17 protein-coding genes are annotated in these 16,610 nt (G+C 42.0%); 7 read left to right on the forward strand and 10 right to left on the reverse strand.

All coding sequences use genetic code 11. The annotated features are described in order from the left end of the window. Positions 1-137 precede the first annotated feature (137 nt). The 6 genes from GKR48_RS01345 to hemN all read left to right on the forward strand — a co-directional run bounded on the left by GKR48_RS01345 (position 138) and on the right by hemN (position 6,669). On the forward strand, positions 138-977 hold the full coding sequence (locus tag GKR48_RS01345) for an ABC transporter substrate-binding protein (RefSeq protein WP_036948477.1): 840 nt from the start codon (positions 138-140) through the stop codon (positions 975-977). A 74-nt stretch (positions 978-1,051) separates the two neighbouring features. After that, positions 1,052-1,804, forward strand: a complete 753-nt coding sequence (locus GKR48_RS01350; protein WP_154626389.1) for an amino acid ABC transporter permease — start codon at positions 1,052-1,054, stop codon at positions 1,802-1,804. 1 nt (position 1,805) lies between these two features. Then, complete coding sequence (locus GKR48_RS01355) at positions 1,806-2,558, forward strand: amino acid ABC transporter permease (protein WP_154626391.1); 753 nt, start codon at positions 1,806-1,808, stop codon at positions 2,556-2,558. Between the two features lie 227 nt (positions 2,559-2,785). Further along, positions 2,786-4,120 (forward strand): NCS2 family permease, encoded by a 1,335-nt coding sequence (locus GKR48_RS01360; protein WP_154626393.1) that lies wholly within the window; start codon positions 2,786-2,788, stop codon positions 4,118-4,120. Positions 4,121-4,561: 441 nt separating this feature from the next. Then, positions 4,562-5,080: a Der GTPase-activating protein YihI gene (gene yihI, locus GKR48_RS01365; protein WP_154626395.1), complete on the forward strand. Its 519-nt coding sequence runs from the start codon at positions 4,562-4,564 to the stop codon at positions 5,078-5,080. A gap of 215 nt (positions 5,081-5,295) precedes the next feature. After that, positions 5,296-6,669, forward strand: a complete 1,374-nt coding sequence (gene hemN / locus GKR48_RS01370; RefSeq protein WP_154626397.1) for an oxygen-independent coproporphyrinogen III oxidase — start codon at positions 5,296-5,298, stop codon at positions 6,667-6,669. A 286-nt stretch (positions 6,670-6,955) separates the two neighbouring features. Here hemN and ampC read toward each other — a convergent pair whose 3' ends face one another. Continuing rightward, entirely contained in the window at positions 6,956-8,098 is a 1,143-nt protein-coding gene (ampC, locus tag GKR48_RS01375) for a class C beta-lactamase (protein WP_230088554.1), read from the reverse strand. A gap of 154 nt (positions 8,099-8,252) precedes the next feature. On the opposite strand from ampC, the gene GKR48_RS01380 reads away from it, so the two are divergent. Continuing rightward, positions 8,253-9,143: a LysR family transcriptional regulator gene (locus GKR48_RS01380; protein WP_154626399.1), complete on the forward strand. Its 891-nt coding sequence runs from the start codon at positions 8,253-8,255 to the stop codon at positions 9,141-9,143. Between the two features lie 67 nt (positions 9,144-9,210). Here GKR48_RS01380 and GKR48_RS01385 read toward each other — a convergent pair whose 3' ends face one another. The 9 genes from GKR48_RS01385 to GKR48_RS01425 all read right to left on the reverse strand — a co-directional run bounded on the left by GKR48_RS01385 (position 9,211) and on the right by GKR48_RS01425 (position 16,326). Further along, positions 9,211-9,498 carry a helix-turn-helix domain-containing protein gene (locus tag GKR48_RS01385; RefSeq protein WP_154626401.1) on the reverse strand — a complete coding sequence of 96 codons (288 nt, stop codon included), beginning with the start codon at positions 9,496-9,498 and terminating at the stop codon, positions 9,211-9,213. Between the two features lie 77 nt (positions 9,499-9,575). Further along, positions 9,576-9,803: a helix-turn-helix domain-containing protein gene (locus tag GKR48_RS01390; protein WP_154626403.1), complete on the reverse strand. Its 228-nt coding sequence runs from the start codon at positions 9,801-9,803 to the stop codon at positions 9,576-9,578. Positions 9,804-9,981: 178 nt separating this feature from the next. Next, positions 9,982-10,266 (reverse strand): helix-turn-helix domain-containing protein, encoded by a 285-nt coding sequence (locus tag GKR48_RS01395; protein WP_154626405.1) that lies wholly within the window; start codon positions 10,264-10,266, stop codon positions 9,982-9,984. Positions 10,267-10,524: 258 nt separating this feature from the next. After that, on the reverse strand, positions 10,525-11,019 hold the full coding sequence (locus GKR48_RS01400; RefSeq protein ID WP_154626407.1) for a fimbrial protein: 495 nt from the start codon (positions 11,017-11,019) through the stop codon (positions 10,525-10,527). A gap of 10 nt (positions 11,020-11,029) precedes the next feature. Further along, the gene (locus tag GKR48_RS01405) at positions 11,030-11,536 is read right to left on the reverse strand and encodes a fimbrial protein (RefSeq protein WP_006663083.1); all 507 of its coding nucleotides are present in this window, start codon (positions 11,534-11,536) and stop codon (positions 11,030-11,032) included. Positions 11,537-11,545: 9 nt separating this feature from the next. Next, positions 11,546-12,526, reverse strand: coding sequence for a fimbrial protein (locus GKR48_RS01410; protein ID WP_154626409.1), 981 nt, complete (start codon positions 12,524-12,526; stop codon positions 11,546-11,548). A gap of 11 nt (positions 12,527-12,537) precedes the next feature. Beyond that, entirely contained in the window at positions 12,538-15,033 is a 2,496-nt protein-coding gene (locus tag GKR48_RS01415; RefSeq protein ID WP_154626411.1) for a fimbria/pilus outer membrane usher protein, read from the reverse strand. A gap of 24 nt (positions 15,034-15,057) precedes the next feature. Beyond that, the gene (locus tag GKR48_RS01420) at positions 15,058-15,729 is read right to left on the reverse strand and encodes a fimbrial biogenesis chaperone (RefSeq protein WP_154626413.1); all 672 of its coding nucleotides are present in this window, start codon (positions 15,727-15,729) and stop codon (positions 15,058-15,060) included. Between the two features lie 66 nt (positions 15,730-15,795). Next, a complete protein-coding gene (locus GKR48_RS01425) occupies positions 15,796-16,326 on the reverse strand; it encodes a fimbrial protein (protein WP_154626415.1) in 531 nt (176 codons plus the stop codon). Positions 16,327-16,610 lie beyond the last annotated feature (284 nt).

Consider the following 16,610-nt stretch of genomic DNA (forward strand, 5'->3'; position numbering starts at 1 on the left):
GATTTTCACCCCTTTTTTTATGTCCATGCATATTCCAAATTGATATAAATATATTATTTAATATTATTTCAAGTGCTAAGAAATAGTTGATAGCTTGTGATGGTCGATTTACACAAATTTACCGTTAGGGGTATTCAATGAAAGCTCGTTTTCTTACTTCCGCACTTTTAGTTGCAGGTCTGGCGCTGACAGCGAATGTCGCTAGCGCAGATAAATTAGATGATATTAAACAAGCGGGAGTGATCCGCATTTCTGTTTTTGACAGTAATCCCCCATTCGGATTTATTGATCCTAAAACCAAAAAACTCGCCGGCTATGATATCGATATCGCTCAAGCGATTGCGGATGATCTTGGCGTGAAATTAGAGCTGCGTCCAACCAACCCGGCTAACCGCATTCCACTGCTAACATCCGGCAAAGTTGACCTGATTGGTGCCAACTTCACAATTACAGACGAACGTGCAAAACAGGTGGATTTCTCCATTCCTGACTTTGCAACAGGGCAAAAATTTATCGCTCGTAAAGGCGTACTGAAAACCCCTGAAGATATCGCCCCACTGCGTATTGGTGCAGATAAAGGCACCGTGCAGGAAGTGACTCTGCGTGAACGCTTCCCGAATACCAAAGTCATCTCTTACGACGATACCCCGCAAGCTTTCGCAGCGCTGCGTAACGGTAACGTACAAGCGATCACCCAAGACGACGCTAAACTGGTGGGCTTGCTAGGTAACTTGCCAGAAAAAGTGAAAGCAGACTTTGAAATTTCACCGTTTAGCTTAACAAAAGAGTACCAAGCGTTAGGCGCGAGCAAAGGGGAAACACGTTTAATTGAGAACGTAAACGCCACCTTGCTGAAACTGGAGAAAGAAGGCAAAGCGAATGAAATTTATAACCGTTGGTTTGGTCCAGACACCAAAGCGGCACAACCACGCGGTGAATTCAAATTTGCCCCTTTGAGCGAACAGCCTAAATCTTAAGTTAATGATGTCGTTTAGTGAGAGTAAACGCCCCTGCCATGTTGCAGGGGTTGTCAGTTATAGCGAGGCGAAATATGTTCGACAAATTTTTTAGCGGTGACTTCTGGTCTGCGCATCTACTAGCACCACAATATCTTGAGTGGTTTGGCTATGGCTTTTTGCTCACAGTTTGGATCTCGATTTGTACGATCATCGCTGCCACGCTATTAGGTTTTATTGCTGCTTCAGCAAGAGACAGTCAAATTGCGCCGCTACGCTGGTTTGTGACTGTTTATATTTCGATTTTCCGTAATACGCCGCTATTGGTGCAACTGTTTTTCTGGTACTTCGCCTCGGGAGAGATTCTCCCTGAATCAGCGATGGAATGGCTGAATACGCCTCATGAAATTGAATTTTTAGGGATGACATTAAGCTGGCCATCCTTTGAGTTTTTGGCGGGATTTGTCGGTTTGACGCTATACACCGTACCTTTCATTGCGGAAGAAGTTCGCTCAGGTATCCGAGGAGTGCGCCAAGGGCAGAAACAAGCGGCTCTCGCTTTAGGACTGACTTCATGGCAGTCCATGCGTTTAGTGATTTTACCGCAAGCCGTAAAAATCGCGTTACCGCCACTGTTAGGGCAATACATGAACGTCGTCAAAAACTCATCATTAACCATGGCGATCGGGGTAGCGGAGCTCTCTTATGTATCACGCCAAGTGGATAGTCAATCATTACAAACATTTGCTGCATTTGGTTTAGCAACAGTACTGTACATCGCAATTATCGCCTTTATGGAAGGCTGGGGTCAGTGGCGACAACAGCGTCAGTTGGCTCAGGGGGTATAAGATGGATTTTTCAATCATTACAGACAACTGGCAATATTTGCTATTTGGGGCTTACCCTGATGGACCATTGGAAGGAGCCGCTCTAACGCTAATTATGAGCATATTGGCTGGCGCCGCATCTATTGTCCTCGGTACATTGGGCGGTATTGCACTGGCGATGCTACGTGGTTTCTGGATGAACCTTTTTGCCGCTGTTTTAGGGTTTTTCCGTGCCATTCCCGTCATTATGTTGATTTTTTGGACTTACTTTCTATTGCCGATTGTCTTCGGAACCGAAATTCCAGGCGTTGCGGCGGTAGTATGTGCACTGGCGTTGATCACTTCAGCCTATCTAGCGCATGGTGTGAAAGCGGGAATTCTTGCTATCGGTCAAGGGCAATGGAACGCGGGGTTATCGTTAGGGTTTAATCGTTGGCAGGTTCTCTGGAATGTGGTGTTACCTCAAGCCTTACGTATGATGGTGCCTTCCTTTATTAACCAATGGGTTGCGTTAATTAAAGATACCTCCCTGGCGTATATTGTAGGAGTGGCGGAGCTGTCATTCTTAGCCACACAGGTGAATAACCGTGAAATGATCTATCCGTTGGAGGTGTTCCTGTTTGTGGCATTTATCTACTTTGTGATGTGCCTGTCAGTAGAAATTATTGCCAATCAAGTGGCGAAAAGACTCAGTGATAAAAGTGCAACGCGCAGCCGTTCAGCAAAACGTGGTTGGCTGTTTTGGCGCCGTCAAAAGCTGATTGCGCTTTCTTAATCGTACAAAGGCGGCGAAATTCCTCAATGGCGGTGTGACAACCGCCATATCTCCCTCGATATTCATTTACAGTATCAGTCAGTTAGGAAATGCGACTTATTTAAAATGACGCAATCGTTTTCTTTTGGACCGTTTAGTTGTACCATGAGCCGAAAAAAACTTTTTTTCGTGCCCACCACGCATCCATTGGCAATCTAGGGCATGACATTTCGACAAGGCGCATTTTAATGACTAATCAATCATCTGGCTCCTCGCAATCGCAGGGTCTGTTTCAGCGTGTGTTTAAATTACAAGAACACGGTACCACCGCAAGAACAGAGCTTGTTGCAGGGTTCACCACCTTCCTGACGATGGTATATATCGTTTTCGTTAACCCACAAATTTTGTCCGTCGCTGGCATGGATATCAAAGCGGTATTCGTAACTACCTGTTTAATTGCAGCCATCGGCAGTATTTTAATGGGCTTACTGGCAAACTTACCTATCGCCGTTGCACCTGCGATGGGGCTAAACGCTTTCTTTGCTTTTGTGGTCGTTGGGGCGATGGGCTATTCATGGCAAGTCGCTATGGGCGCGGTATTCTGGGGCGCAGTGGGCTTATTTATTCTGACGTTATTCCGGATTCGTTATTGGATTATCGCGAATATTCCTCTGAGTTTACGCGTGGGGATCACCAGCGGTATCGGTCTGTTTATCGCCATGATGGGACTGAAGAACTCCGGTATTATCGTCGCAAACCCAGATACCTTAGTCTCGATTGGTAACCTAACTCACCATAATGTGTGGTTAGGGGCATTAGGCTTTTTCATTATTGCCATTTTAGCGGCGCGTAATATTCATGCGGCAGTATTGGTGTCTATCGCCGTGACGACGCTGATTGGCTTAGCGCTGGGCGATGTGAAATATACAGGCATTTTCTCAATGCCACCAAGTATTACCAGTGTTGTTGGCCAAGTGGACTTTGCTGGCTCACTGGATCTGGCACTTTCTGGGGTTATCTTTGCCTTTATGTTGGTAAACCTGTTTGACTCCTCGGGCACCATGATTGGGGTAACAGACAAAGCCGGTATTACCAACGAGCGTGGGACTTTCCCTCGCATGAAGCAAGCGTTGTATGTGGATAGCTTAAGTTCGGTGGCTGGTTCTGCAATGGGGACTTCGTCCGTAACAGCGTATATCGAAAGCTCTTCAGGGGTATCGGTGGGCGGTCGTACAGGTTTAACCGCGATTGTCGTTGGTGTGTTATTCCTGTTGACCATGTTTATCTCTCCGCTGGCAGGCATGGTTCCTGCTTATGCAACCGCAGGCGCGCTGATTTATGTTGGCGTTCTGATGACTTCAAGCTTAACGCGCGTGAAATGGGATGACTTAACGGAATCCGTTCCGGCGTTTATTACTGCGGTCATGATGCCATTTAGTTTCTCGATTACCGAAGGTATTGCGTTAGGCTTTATTGCGTACTGTGCGATGAAGATTGGTACAGGGCGTTGGCGTGATCTGGGTCTGTGTGTGATTTTAGTCGCAGCGATGTTCTTACTCAAAATGGTTCTCGTCGACGCCTAATATTAATGCTCGTCATATTTTGCGCTGTAGCGGCGTTGGCTTCAATTGCTAACCCTAGTCACATACTTGTGTATGCTCCTAGGGATTAGCAACTCTTGCCGCCTTGCTACAGCACAAACTATTTAGAGCATTGCTCAAGGTGACTCTCTATTTTTGCCCCCTGGTGATACAGCTATTGAGAGCATTGGAATGCTTAGGCAACTTGAATTACCTAGAATATCGCTCAAAACATAAATCTCTATTCTGAGTGCAAGACCCTTCAACGGGCTTCCCTTTTTGTTGCTTGCATGCAACTCAAATTATTTAAGGTATAATCATTAAAGTACTGTTGCGAATGCAAAGTGAGATAAAATTCACCTAAATTGCAAAGTAGTGCTTTCGCTGCTTAAGGGATCCTGCTAGATTCCGCAGCAGAAACTGATTTTATCAAGGTAGCAAACCATGAATTCACCGAAAAAACCGACCGCAAAACTGAAGAAAAAATACCGTAAGACGAAAGAAGAGCTCAACGCAGAAGGCCGTGAGCGTAAACGCGAGAAAAAACATCGCGGGCATAAGTCTGGTAGCCGTAACCAAGATGGTGCTTCGAATGGTCAAAAAAATGGACAAAATGTTCAGGCTGACCCACGTATTGGTAGTAAAAAACCAATTCCATTGGTGGTTGAAAGTAACCAGCCGGTAGTGCGTCCTGTCGTGAAAGAAAAGCCAGTTGCTAAAGAAAAACTGACGCCAGAAAAAGAACTGGAAATGCTAGAAAGCAACGATCGCTTAGATGCGATTCTGGCACGCCTAGAAGATGGCGAAACCATCACTGCGCAAGAGCAGCAATATGTTGATACCTGCTTAGATCGCATCGATGAACTGATGAATATCCTCGGTATCGAATATGCGGACGAAGACGGTGATGAAGAGGAAGAAGAGAAATTTGATGACATTATGCGCATCTTAAAAAGTAAATAATTACCTCTCTATTTGTTCCTCTCGTGCTAAGCGGGAGGAACGCTGCTTAATTTCTCGCTTATCTTCCTTTTCTTTGATGTTGCATCAGATCTGTTTTTCCTAACATCGCTATAATCTTTGCGGTATAGACTCTTTACATAAATAGCTAAAAAATAATCTAAAGAGATATAATTAACAGTGATGCTTTCGAGCTTGTGGTCAATTAAGGAATATCAATGTCAGAGCAAAATATTGTTTGGGATCTCTCTCTCATCCAGAAATATAACTATTCAGGCCCGCGTTATACCTCTTATCCAACAGCCTTAGAGTTTAATCAAGACTACAACGAACAGGCTTTTATTGAGGCAACTCAACGTTATCCTGACCGTCCTTTGTCTCTGTATGTGCATATCCCATTTTGCCACAAACTGTGCTATTTCTGCGGCTGTAATAAGCTAGTCACTCGCCAAAAACATAAAGCGGATGAGTATTTAGAAGTCATTGAAAAAGAAATTATCCAGCGTGCTGCGTTACTTAAAAATCGTACAGTGACTCAAATGCACTGGGGCGGCGGTACACCAACGTATCTAGACAAGGCACAAGTGAGTCATTTAGTTGGCTTGCTGAAAAAACATTTTCATTTTGCGCCGGATGCGGAGATGTCCATTGAAGTCGATCCCCGTGAAATCGAACTCGACATGATTGACCATCTGCGCAGTGAAGGCTTTAACCGTCTAAGCATGGGTGTCCAAGACTTTAATAAAGAAGTGCAAGTTCTGGTTAACCGCGAGCAAGATGAAGAGTTTATTTTTGCGCTAATTAAACGTGCGAAAGAGACTGGCTTCACTTCAACCAGTATCGACCTGATTTACGGTTTACCAAAACAGACCCCTGAAAGCTTCGCGTTTACATTGAAAAAAGTGGCGGAGCTTGCGCCTGATCGTTTAAGCGTTTTCAACTACGCACATTTGCCGAATTTATTTGCGGCGCAGCGTAAAATCAAAGATGAAGACCTGCCAACGGCAGAGCAAAAACTGGATATTCTGCAAGATACTATCGCAACGCTGACATCCGACGGTTATCAATTTATCGGGATGGATCACTTTGCTCGCCCTGAAGATGAACTGGCAGTGGCACAGCGAGAAGGAATTTTACATCGTAATTTCCAAGGTTATACCACCCAAGGGGATTGCGATTTATTAGGATTAGGGGTATCTGCGATCAGTATGCTCGGCGATAACTACGCCCAAAATCAGAAAGATTTAAAAACCTACTACGCGCAAGTGGAAGAAAAAGGGCATGCCCTATGGCGTGGATTAGTGCTAACAGATGACGATTGCCTGCGCCGTGACGTAATCAAAACATTGATCTGCAACTTCCAATTGAACTTTGCGCAAATTGAAGCGCTCTACCCAATTGACTTCAAAACCTATTTCAAAGAAGACCTGGAACTACTCAAACCAATGGCAGAAGATGGGCTGGTGGAAGTCAGTGAAACGGGGATAAAAGTCACGCCGCGCGGGCGATTGCTGATTCGTAATGTGTGTATGTGTTTTGATGTTTATCTTAGAAGTCAAATGCGTGTTCGCCAATTCTCCCGGGTCATCTAAATGTTCGTCATACTTCACGCCGTGGCTTTGTTGTCTGCTCTCGGTCACTCGGGTCACATACTTTTGTATGCTCCCCGAGATAACCTCGTTTGACGCCTAGCCACAACGTGAATTATTTAGAACATTGGATGTTTATTAGATAGTTATTTAAAACATTCCAGATTCCAGATTCCAGATTCCAGATTCCAGATTCCAGATTCCAGATTCCAGATTCCAGATTCCAGATTCCAGATTCCAGATTCCAGATTCCAGATTCCAGATTCCAGATTCTGCATATTTCACAGGGCTAGTGTTTCACTTTTTCGATTAGCTGGTAGGCGGCGTTGATGCGCTCAGGGATTGGGTACCATTGGTTAGAGAGCAGCACGATGCCAATTTTTTCGTCGGGAATAAAGGCTGCATAAGCTGCAAACCCGTTGGTGGAGCCTGTTTTGTTATAGAACGCAGCAGACTCTGGTGGCAGTGGTGGTTGAATAGCTTCAACTTTTTGTGGTTTAAGCGCCATATCATCACGGTTGCCTTGTTGCAATTGATCCAAAGAGACTGGCCATGGATAACTTTCCCACATTAAATCTTGCACAAAAGAATCCGTCATATACACACCCGTATGGGTATCTTCGACCGCTTCCTGCCAAGATTTCTTCACGTCGACAACTTGCATATTGATATCGAGAAAACGAATCAAATCCTTAGCTGTCGATTTCAAACCGTAGGCTTCATTATCTAAGATCTCTGGGGTTACGCGGACAGGTTGATGTTGCTTATTATAACCTTGAGCATAATTCTGTTGCTGATGTTGAGGAACCTGCAAATAGGTATGTTTCATCCCCAAAGCAGGTAACATCATGTTATCTGTCGCTTGCGAAAATGTCGTTCCCAGCTGTTTTGCGGTAACCATTCCCAATAAACCCACTCCGAGATTCGAATAAGAACGATATTCACCAATCGGTTTTTCTGGAGACCATTGTTGATAATACTGGATTAACTCAGCACTATTCGTCACGGTGTTGGGAACAAAGAGAGATAAGCCAGAAGTATGTGTGGCTAAATTCATCACTGTCACTTTATCAAATACCGTATTTTTTAATTCTGGCAAATAGTGGCTCACGGGCTGAGAAAAATCGAGCTTACCTTGCCCTTGGGCATAGGAAGCTAGCGTTGCCGTGAATGTTTTTGATAAAGAGCCAATTTCATACAGCGTATTATCGGTGACAGGGACTTTGGTCTGCTTGGATTGGATTCCATAATGGTAAATAAAGTGTTTTCCATCAACGGAAATTGCTACTGACATGCCTGGAATTTGCTGCTGTTTCATTAACGGCTTGATAATACTGTCCACGTCAGACTGTGTTAATGCCGCGCTAGATAATGACGTTAATGCCAAACTGACGGCGACAAGCAGCCGTCCGTGACGAAAAAGATTTTTCATACAGATATCCATTTAAATAAAAGTTTTAGTTATGATGAGTGACAAGCAAAAAGCGGTCACATACCAAAGGAAGAGTGATTCTGGTGTTGGAGTATGCGGCTTTTCGCGTATGAATTAAAACGATATAAAATTCGATGAGGCAAAAGAAAATCTTATGGCTGAGAACGCTCGTTACCGTTTACCGCTGAATGCTCTCAGAGCTTTTGAGGCATCAGCGCGTCACTTAAGCTTTACGCGGGCGGGCATGGAGCTAAATGTGACTCAAGCCGCAGTAAGCCAGCAAGTTCGTGCGCTGGAAGAGCAATTGGGTTTGGAGCTATTTATTCGTTTACCAAGAGGGCTGGCGCTAACAGATGAAGGTTTGGCATTATTGCCTGTGGTTAGCCGATCTTTCGACCAAATCGAATCATTATTGCAGCAATTCGAAGATGGCCATTATCATGAAGTTCTGAATGTTTCTGTGGTGGGTACCTTTGCGGTCGGTTGGCTGCTACCACGATTATCGCGTTTTTCTGAACGCTATCCCTATATCGATTTGCGTATTATGACGCACAATAATGTGGTGAATCTCGCAGGGGAAGGAGCCGATTTTGCTATTCGCTTTGGTGAAGGGCTATGGCCATTAGTCGAAAATACCCCATTATTTTCAGCACCACATACGGTACTTTGCGCTGAAAAAATTGCCCGTAAACTTAAGAGCCCCATTGATTTGCAAAACTTTCCATTAATGCGTTCCTACCGAAAAGATGAATGGGATAAATGGTTTTTAGCTGCCAATGTAGAGCCGTGGCGAGTGAAAGGTCCTGTTTTCGATTCTTCCCGTTTAATGGTGGAAGCGGCATTACTTATGGAGGGTATCGCGATTGCGCCAAGTTGTATGTTTGAACAGGAGCTAAGTGCAGGGAGTTTGGTGCAACCGTTTGATATTTCCGTGACCCTAGGCGGTTATTGGCTGAGTCGATTAAAATCCAAACCAATGACACCAGCAATGGCGATTTTTCAGCAATGGTTACTGGAAGAATCCAATAACGGGAATGGGTTATAGATGATAAATCGGTGCTTAAATTCTGAAGCACCGATTGCAAAATAAAATGAGCTGTGAAAAGTAGTCATTAAACAACCACTGACTCAGCGGCGTAATAACTTTTTTTACTGTCTTGCTCCTCGCGGCTGCCAGTTATTTCATTAAACTCCGCAAAGAAATAGTTCGGGTCGACCGAGAAAATAAGTGAAAAATGGTAGAGCGTATCCACATGAATATTCACATCGCCATTTTCGTAGCGTGATAAGTGTTGCTGACTGATCCCCATTTGTTCGCTCAGTTGTTTTCCACTAATGCCGCGGTTCTCTCTAAGGGCTCTTATTTTTAAACCGACAGCTTTTGATACTATTTTCTCCATACCTTTAACTCCTAGGTATATTTATTATGAGAGCTATTTAGCGATGACTATTAAATAAATAGAAGATATCAAAATACTTATTTATCATTGATGTCTAAAAGACAGTTAAGATCAATATCAAAATAGTTTGCATATTGAGCTAATCTATCTAAACTAATTCTATTAACTCCTCTTTCATAACGTGACTGCTGTTGTTTGCTCACACCGATTGTATCAGCAAGCTTCTGTAATGTGACTCCATTCATTTTGCGATAGTAAATGATTTTACTATCGATCATTTGAGATATGAGATAATTTTTAGACATATTGAGTATCCCTGTGAGTAAATCAATAATTCAAAAAAATCAATCTTAGTTCGATGATCTAATAAAGTATAATGAGCTCAATATGATTATAAACTTAGCATTAATTACTCTAAGAAACTATAGTGTTAGATCAATAAATGAAAACTTTTCTCAATAAATGGCAATTATGCTTAAATTACTATTTAGTATTATCTTTATTGGATTGTTTTTCAATATTCTGCTTTATATTATCGGTATCATGTTCATTGAGATCAAAAAAATCGATTAAGTCAATACTAAATATCCTAGCATATTGGTGAAGCCTATCTAAATTAATACGATTAACACCGCGTTCATAGCGGGATTGCTGTTGTTCACTGACATTAATCATTTTAGAAATGTCACAAAGAGACATTCCATTCATTTTCCTATAATACGTAATCTTCTTACCAATAATTCGGGAAATAGGATAGTATTCTGGCATCATTTACTCCTTTTTTCACTGTCTAATAGAATTGCTATTTCATAAAATATGTAATAAATAATCTATTTCCTATCTGTTTATAGCGAATATTTACAGTGATATTCATATTTTCCATTCCCGATGTTACCATTGCTACCGTTTTAATATATTTTGATTTTCGACAAGAAATATAATTAGCCATTAGATATTCCTTATTTAAAACCGATATAAAATATAAATATCACTAGGCTATTAGAATGATATATTTACAATCACCTTTTATGGATAACTTAGTGAAAACTCTAAATGACTTTTAAAGTCTCCTGGCATGAACATCGGTTGAAGGCTAATCATTCTTGCAGATAATGGAATTTCAGCAGATTTTGTGGTGCTGTTGATAACGATATTTAGCACACTGCCATTCTTGATAGTGGCTTTATTACTCTTTTGCGCTAAATGGAGTAAACCGCCAGTCGAGCTACCGGTATTCACAAAATAGTTATTGTCCGTAGCATCGGCTGTACCATTGACACTGAATTTGGCATTTTTTGTTGATACTGGGCAATTAACTAATTTGATAGAAAAATCTACCCACGGGCTTTGAGCAGGGCTACGATAATTCCAACGGTTTATCTTACCAAGCTCCACGTTATAACTGGTATTTTCTACTTTGCAGGGCATGGTAACTACGTTACCGTGCACATAAATATTGACGCTTTCCGCCATTGCAGGTAGCGTGAATAATCCCAGTAAACTGAATAAAATTCTTTTCATGGTCAGCCTTTTATAAATAGGTAATGGTGGCAGTAATATTGGCGGATAAGGTGCCAGAGGTACCATTACCGAGCGAGGAAAATGCCCGTGTACGTAGGGGAATGCTCACCAAAGGCTGCCCGTTGGTCGGAATGGTTAATACTTTGCTATTCCCCAATGGTGTCGCACCGTCACCACTCTGTAATTGGATGGCAATATTGGTCGCTGTCCCATTATTTTTGTATAGGCTTGTAATATCGGTGCTGTCCGCAGTCCCTGTAAATGTTAATCTCACGCTATTAATAAACGAGGAGCAATCTTTTAACTCGAGCGTAAATGGTTTCCAATCTGTACCACTTTGAGCAGAGTAAAAACTGTCTGCAGGCCATGTATTTAGATCAATATCTACACTATTTCCAGCAGTTAAATTACACGTAGCTGCTTTTATATTTCCCGTAAACTTTAAATAGACAGTATCACCGGCATTCGCTATTAATGGGATACAGAGGTTAATTATAAATATAATTAAATTTCTCATAAACTATTCCTATTCATAAAGAATATTAACAGTGGCATTGGCATTTGCAGTCCCTGGTGTGACCGTTGCGGCCGTTTTAATATAGCGAGCTTTCCACCCGAAAATATAATCTGTTTGGGTTACGCCATCTTGTTGGGTAAACTGCTGATTTAATGTAATGGGGCTTCCTGCATTATTTAATAATTGTACTGCAATACCCTTGGCACTATTAGCACCAACTAAGCCTAATCGCCCATTTGCTGCATTATCAATATTATCAGATGTGACGGTAACCTTAATATTAGTGCCTGATAAGCAACTTAATGAAATAGGAATGTCAACCGTTCCTTGTGTATCATTAATATTTTTAAATTGGGTATCATACCAATCACCCATATTAATATTATAAGTGTTTTGATTATTTTTTAGTGAACAACTTAGCACAATAATTTTCATTGTATTTGCGGGAAGTTTCGCTGTAGTTAAATTCCAAATCCAGTGTGTATTGACACCATTTTCATTGCCAAGCCCCTGTAGTGTTCCTATAGTCCGAGCATCCAAGGTTCCGCCTGTTCGGACATAACCGGTCTTTTGTACTTTAATTATCCATGAAGGGCTACGAATATTGACTAATGAAGCACTACTGTACCAATAACTAAACGGTTGGCGTACTGTTAATCCCGCGGTTTCAGCAGTAAAAGTAATACCGGAAATAGATGTAGATATCGTCGTATCTGTTATTGGTGCGCTGTTGAGTAGTCGTAGTCCAATATTGTAGCAGCCACTTGGATTAGCAGTTACAGATAAAGGTGCAGCTCCATAGGTTAATGTAATAGTATCTAAAACTGTGGTGCTACTATCATCATATTGAATAGTATATGTTCTATCAGGAATATATTCAGTTCGGTTATTCAATTTGGCGTTTTTAGCACAGGCTGCAGAATAACCGTAGCCAGAATATAAAAATAAGCATCCTATAGTACATGTGAATTGAATAATGAATTTTTTCATTTTATTTTTCCTTATTGGCAAACCGCAGTGGTTTTATATAAGCCAATATAATTCGGTAAACCTGCTAAGTTATACGTCACTTGGCACTGCTGTTTATCGTTATATTGAATGGTATATGAACCGCTTTCCGGCATTCCCGACAGGTAAATTTCTCCGTCATTACCGACCATAGCATTGAGCTGATTATTGTTCGGAAAAACCGCCTGTGCGCCGAAAGGCACGGGTTTACCATCTTTAAAATGTAAGGTCATGATAGCGCGATACCCTACATTGGCATTAAAGCTGGCTTTGGCAATGGCTCCACGGCTTGGCGCGACATTCTGGGTCGTTAACTCCACTTCGGTATCACTTGGTAATTTACTGGTATCAATCTGGATCCCATTACTGCGATAAGCCGTCACATAGGGGACTAATGCGTAGCCTTGCCCGTTAGTCTGTACGCCGGTTTGGTTCAATATCGGAACGTTAGCAGCATCGGGAATCTCCACTAAGGCAGCGGTTTCACCCAATTGCTGACCTAATACGACTCCTCCGGAATGCGCCACCACACTGCCACTCGCACCGTAATACAGTGTGTAATTATTGGTGCTGTAGCCCGTTCCTCCTGAAATTTCCCCGTATTGCCCACGATAGCTACCATTCAAGTTACCTGACGCGCCAGAATCTCGGGTTGGGAAATTTTGCTGCGCGCTCCAATTCAAACGGTTATTTAGCTGAGTTGCTGAAATCCCCATACTGCCCGATGAGCCATTGGCACTGCTGCTGGTACTGTTAAAGTTGTAATAGAAGGTGTCTTCGAACACGCTAAACGGCACACTGACCGTAAAGGCAAATTGATGATCATCCTCTTTATTATTACGTCCACCACTGTTCTGGTTCGGGTTGGTATTTTTGTTGTAACTGTAGTTCAGCCCGTAACTGATATTGTTCCAACTATTGTTATAGCCAATAGTCGTAGACTGAGTTTTGCGATCGCTGTTCCAGTAATCTTCACTCACGAACCCGACAGATAACGACCCCCAACGATCTCCTAAGCTCTGGCTTAGTGTGATTTCCCCGCGGTTGCGGCGGCGTTCGTACAGTGGGCTAAAACCATTTTTTCGATAACCGTCAAACACTTCTGCCAGGCTGTAAAAGCCTTGAGTTGAATAACGGTAGCCAGCAAGCGCGATGTTGGTGCCGATGTCATTCAGGTTTTTGTTATAACGAAAGCGGTAAGATTGCCCGCTTTCGCTGGTGCCATTATTTAAGGTGGAATTCGCGTGGGTGACGTCAATCGATAACGCACCAAATCGCCCTAAGTTTTGTCCTGCGCCAACGGAATAAGCTTGATACTTATCACTCACTTGACTCCCGCCAAAGGCAGTCAGCCCCCACGGTAAGCCGTAGATCAATGTGAATTGTGCGAAGGGTTTTTTATCCACACTGCTATCATAGCTGCGGTATTGCCCGCCCGTCACACTGTAAGAGACATAGCCTTCACGCTGTAAAACCGGCAAAGAAGCATACGGAATAATTTGATACTGCTCGCTGCCGTTGGCTTCTTTGATCGTAACGTGTAAGTCTCCACTTCCCCCTGTTGGGTAGAGATCGTTAATTTCAAAAGGGCCTGCCGCAACGTCTGTTTGGTAAATGGTGTAGCCGTTTTGACGAATGGTAATCTGCGCATTACTGCGCGCAATACCACGTACTACTGGCGCATAGCCTCGCAAGCTTTCTGGATTCATATCATCGTCGGTGGCAAGCTGGGCTCCACGAAAGGGCACACTATCAAAAATAGCCGAAGGCGATGTACTATCCCCGAGAATTAACTGGCTTTTTATCGCATTGATATTACGGCTCAAATAGGTGTATACCGTGTCCCATTTATTCCGTTGCCCGTCACTACTTTGCCATATGGTGTAATTACGCAGACGCCACGGACCGATATTGAGTCCCGGACGTAGGTTTACATAGTTAGAGTTAGAGCTATTTTTATCATTTTTACGATCCGTATTACGTGAGCCGTTATAGCTATAATTGAGTAATAACGCATTGACCCCATCATCAATCGCAGCAAGATCGACGTAGCCCCGTGGGTTCATATTCAACGCAATTTGCGGAATACTTAAATACAGCCGCTGAGAGCCAAATTCAAACTCACTTTTAGCATCAGGGATTGCTGATAGATTCACGCACGCATTCCCTGAGGTTTGCAGATTAGGATAATCTGCAACTTTAACGCCGACATCTTTTAAGTCACTGAGCGTCAGGCACGGTTCTAGCTCTTTTTTAGCATTAGTCGAAAACGTGACACTTTTTGAACCAATGAGGCTCTTATTAATGTAAATGTCGACATAATATTGACCAGGCAACTGCTCATTACGCTCAAATTGACTTAAATCTACCGATTCTTTATTGGGCAGCTCAAGAAACTCAGGGTCAAAATAAGTTTCTGGTTCTGCTGAAGATGTCGCAATATAGCCTAAGGCGATAAATAGGCTAAGGCATATTTTATTTATTTTCATAGATAAACCTAATTGCTATTAAGGCTATATTTTTATTTCCGCCGGATTATTTGCTGAGCCATAATCATTAATCACTTCCCATTTAATTGTGCCGTGCAGTTCAGGACTATGAATAGTGAAGGACTTGGTTGAAAATGGGGCGACGTACGAAATGTTTTCCGCTTTTTTGCCATTAAAGCTGATACTTTGAAAATTCATGTAATAAGGCGTCGGATTTTTAACGGTGATGGATGTACCCACTTTCGACCACGTTAATTTTTTTTGTTCTTCCGCAAAATCCACGTTGCTTATTGCACTCGGTCGATAAATGAGCTTCATTTGAGTTTTAAAAGCAATTTTTAATGAATTTTCCGTTTTCTTTTCAGTCGCAGGAATAGTTTTAATATTCAGCCAAAATAAAGATTCCCTATCATTAGGCAGGGTGTTTTGGGTTAAAAATATGCGCAGGGCATTGGTTTTTTCTTGGTTTAAACGAAAAAGTGGCGGCGTAATAGTAAAATCCGTTTGCTTGCCTTCATTGGCATTTTCAATCCATGATTGAATTAAATAAGGCACTTTATCCGGATTTTCGACGCTAATACTGACGTCCTTATTTCCTTCTGGATAAATGACGCGAGTTCCCCCGATAATCACACCTGCATAGGCCGACTGGCTGAGCGCAATTAGCATGATACAGACAGAAATTATTGTTTTCATATTGCCACCACTGAGTAAGAATAATTAAGGCTTATATCCGTATAAACCTTAATTAATAATTAATAATTAGTTATAGTTAATCGTGAAGGTTGCAGTTGAGTTCGCTTGACCCGCAGTGACTGTGTCAGACATCGCGATATAACGCGCAGTAAAATCTAAGTTATTCACAACGGTTTCTTGCAATGTGTATGGATTAGAAATGCTATACAGTGGAACAGTAACGCCTTTTACGTCTTGAATTTGGATCCCAACACCCGTTGCAACGCCTGATGTATTTGGATTGGTGACTTGTAGAACGTTGTTGTTACCGTCATAAGCAACACCATCGAATTTTACGGTTGCGCTAGTGACTGCAGCAGGGCAGTTTTCTAATTGGATAGTAAATTTGGTTGCAGCTGCTGTACTGCCTGTGCTTGGTAATGCTGTTTTAGATACTTTACCTAAATTCACTTGGATAGCATCAGAACCTGTTGCGAGTTGGCAGGCATTATCGATAATTTCACCAGTGAAATTAATATCGCCATCTTTTGCAAAACCATGGGCAGAAATTAATAAGGTGCTCGTTGCAATTAAAGATGCAATAACGTGTTTTTTCATTTTAACTCTCCGAAACTTAATTCGATATTCAATCTTATTGAGGAAATATATTTATTTGTTTGCTTACACAAAGCACGAGTATTTTGCGACTATTTTTATAAATAAACAAGATGGTGGGTTTTTAGGTAAATATAATCAGTTTATAAATATTAAGTAATTAATAAATAAATAAACTCAACATGCGTTATTTTTAAGATTAAACGTTTTTAATTATTGTTTTTTACTGGTTTATCAGATTGGGGGATAAAGTGAAATAACGATATAAAACTAAAAATAATTATTTT

Origin of the sequence: Providencia sp. wls1943 (genome assembly GCF_009706275.1) — a bacterium.
GTDB lineage: Bacteria > Pseudomonadota > Gammaproteobacteria > Enterobacterales > Enterobacteriaceae > Providencia > Providencia zhijiangensis.